Below are 3,502 nucleotides of genomic sequence, written 5' to 3'. Positions count from 1 at the left end.
CCTTGCAGATACGCTTTCACCCCCAGACGCGTTTGCAGGTTGCCTTCGGTGCTGTCCTCAACCAGCGTGCCATTGTCTTCCGTATGATTGTCTGCCTTCACATCCATCCACGTCAGTTGCATTTTGGGCTGCAACCAGTAGCTGGTGCGGGCATCAGCGCTTTCACCGAGACGGAAGGTGTAACCCGCTTCAACGGCAGCAGTGATGCCGTCAGAGTGATATTTCTCACTCGGCAGGTACTCGCCGGAGACGCTGTTATCAAACCAGTTATAGAGCAACCAGCTGTCAACATAAGTCCCTGTTTTGTCTGCTTCGTTAGCGTACCAGGTGCCATACACGCCCACACTGTAGCCGTGGATTTGCCCACGTGAGCTGTACCCGGTCAGGCTGGAATGCGTGTGACTCTTGCTGTTGGCATAGCCAGCCATCAGGCCGAGATGCCAGCGATCGAGTGCGTTACTGCTCCATTGCGCAAGATCGCCGCCCAGTTGCAGAACATAACGGTTGCTCTGGGTATTCAGTTCATCCGAACGATCTTTAAAGCGGTTATGCCCGCCAATGTTACGCATCCACAAACTGGTCACTTTCTGCTCGCCAGTGAGCAGGTCGGTGTATTGTGTTTCCCCCAGACGGTCATGCAGCCGGGTATTAAACAGCGTATTTGCCGCCTGAATATTGGCCAGATAGCTACCAATTTCCGGGCGATACTGATGTTTTCGTTCTGGTTGTGGAACAGATGGCGTAACAGGTGGCTCCGGTGTCACAGGCGGTTCTGGTGTTACAGGGGGCTCAGGTGTTACAGGTGGCTCAGGATCGGGTTCCGGGATGACGGGCAGTACCGGAGGGATATACGGCCCTGCGGGAATTTCACTGGTTAAAAACCAGTTCTGGTTGTCGCTTTTTGTCACGTTGTAATCATAAGGACCGGCAACAATACGTCCCTCTTTACTGAAAACGCCCTCTGACAGGCCGTCAACCTCGACAATTTTTATCCCTTCCAGGGTTTCCGCGCCCAGGCCGCCTGCATTGTTGACCATAATGCGGGTGCTACCGGAAGTATCACCTTTTATGATGAGTTTATCCGTTACGGAATTATCATCGCCTAATACAGTATGCATGACTAACAGGCCATCATCGGCGGTGTAGTTGCCGTTAATGGTCAGTGTGGTCGGCGTGAACTCGTGACCCTGTTCATACGAAGACAACGTTGTTGTTCCAGCCAGCGCCAGAGTATTTAATGTTTGCGAATAAGTGTTTAAATCGAGATGGCCTTCACTGTCGACAATATAATCGGAGTTGGGGCTGAAGGTATTTTCTTTACCTGCGCGTAGGCTGCCTTTGGTTATATTGGTATCACCAGCATAGCTATTGGAACCAGATAATGTTGTCGTTCCTGAGCCAACTTGATTAATCTGGCCGTTCCCCTGAATATCGGAGGCCAGCAGAAAATCGGTACTGGAGTGATTAAAGTTTACTATCGACGTGGAGGAAGGATCTACGGCTCCCAAATGAATAAATGGCGTATTAATCGAACCAGCAGGCTGTTCAGCCTCACCTTGCGCACCACCAATATTTAAAACGCCTGTGGCGCCAGGTGCGAGAGTAACCCAGATAAACGAATTGGCATTGATTGTTGCACCATTATTAACGGTAAGGATACCGGTAGTATTAAAAGCAACATCTGGGCTGAATCCACCAAGATAAACATATTCAGCATTCAATGTTGAATTTTTACCATCAACCAGAACCTCGCCATAACTATTACGATTTTTTGATGCACTATTGCCTGGATAAGCATATCCAATAGCTACCTGAGCTGAGGTGGTGAGTGTACCGCCATTCGTAATACGTAAATTGCCGATTCCCTGATCGCCAACAATAGCAATGTTAGAGGAAACCGATGAGTCTTCCCCATCAATAACCATCAACCCTTTGGCATCACCATAATACTCACCAATCCTTAGTTCCTGCAGGCCACTTATCTTACTGCCTTCTAACACGTATACTGTGCCGGAACCTTCATTTGTGCCCAAATACAATTTTGATGTAGGAGTATCAAACTGCCAGTTGGTATGGTTGGATAAAGTGAGGGAACCTTCAGAGTTATTACCTACGGTAGCATTAGCAGTAATAAGTGAAAGATTATCAATGAGTAATGAGCCATTAGAGTTTTGACCTACATTCAAAGAAGTAAAATGATTCCATCCGGGATCGTAACCTTCAGCGGCAATAACTTTTGCCTCTTCGCCATTATTAATGGTAACAACGCTATTTGCATCTGTGGGTGGGGTTACAGCCAGGGATACGGGTGTAAATAATACCGTTGAAATGGCTATCGCCCGTGTCGATAAGCTTTTTTTTGCTGATTTCATATCACTCACTTTCATCCTTAAATTTAAATGGCGAGATGTTTTTTATTGCACTGTTTTTCTTCCTGAAGCCTTGTAAGGCGTAAGCATGCAAGTTGCTAAATAAGAATATCTGTAATGTTAGACACAATAAATTTATTAAAGTGTTAGTTGTTCATTGCATTGATAGGTTTTAGTGGTTTGTACGTGGAGTTAATGTGGTTTTTTTATGTCGTTTAGAAAAAAACACATCTAATAATCCTAAGCTTTATGTAAGTGAAATAAATAAAAGGTATGGAGATTACATTAATAGATGGTTGGTGGCTTTTTTGTTCAGAAAAGTAATGTGGTTTGTGTGAATTTTATATTGGATTTTAGCGGAAGCAGGAATTTGAGATTTTTATGAAAATTAATTTAAGGAACACCAGCGATAATTGTCATGAGCGTTATTAAACAACAGGAGAGATGTGGCTATTGTTGAGAAAAATACAAATATAATCCCTTTTTCTGTAGATTTTTCCTGAACGCTGAACCACTTATTAATCAACCCTGATGATGACTGTTATCTTCAGGGTATTGCCCTAATCACACATCATGGCCGGGTACGACGGTAGCGTAAGAGAGGCCGGATATACGAATGCAACTAACTTCCGTTACACAGATGAAAAATAACTTGCACAACGGGAGGAGCTATATATGGCGTGCAAAGGAGCCATAGTGATTTCACTCATAAATAAGCTGAATTAACTTCATCATATTTATAGCTGAATGCGAGCGCGATCATAAAGACCAGGGTTCGAAAAAGAGTGCCACCTGTACGTGACAGGTGGCAAAGTGGCATTAAAAGAGATATTTCACGCCCAGCATTCCCTGGGTATCACTGTAACCATTGTCGCCCAACTGCTGGGCGACGTTGCCCCACAGTTGCAGACGCGGAGTAATCTGACCTTCCACCCCGACTTTTAACTCGCCTGCGTTACGCGCGCCGATGATCTCATCGCCGATGCGATCCATCTTCACGCTGTAATTGCGGGAATTATAAATCCAGTTGGCTTCCACGAAAGGCTGGAAGGAACGCTCTTTATGATCATCAATAGCATGATGACCTTGCAGATACGCTTTCACCCCCAGACGCGTTTGCAGGTTGCCTTCGG

At 45.5% G+C, this 3,502-nt stretch carries 2 protein-coding genes; both read right to left on the bottom strand.

Features of this window, described 5'->3' with window-relative positions:
- On the bottom strand, nucleotides 1–2,381 hold a 2,381-nt coding region (locus tag FEK50_RS24765), incomplete at its 3' end, for an autotransporter outer membrane beta-barrel domain-containing protein (protein ID WP_138211685.1).
- Nucleotides 2,382–3,188: 807 nt separating this feature from the next.
- Nucleotides 3,189–3,502 (bottom strand): autotransporter outer membrane beta-barrel domain-containing protein (locus FEK50_RS22880; protein WP_138211684.1); only part of this gene is annotated, 314 nt, incomplete at its 5' end.

Source organism: Escherichia sp. E2586, from assembly GCF_005781105.1.
Lineage (GTDB): Bacteria > Pseudomonadota > Gammaproteobacteria > Enterobacterales > Enterobacteriaceae > Escherichia.
This window is presented reverse-complemented; position numbering and strand designations above follow the sequence as displayed.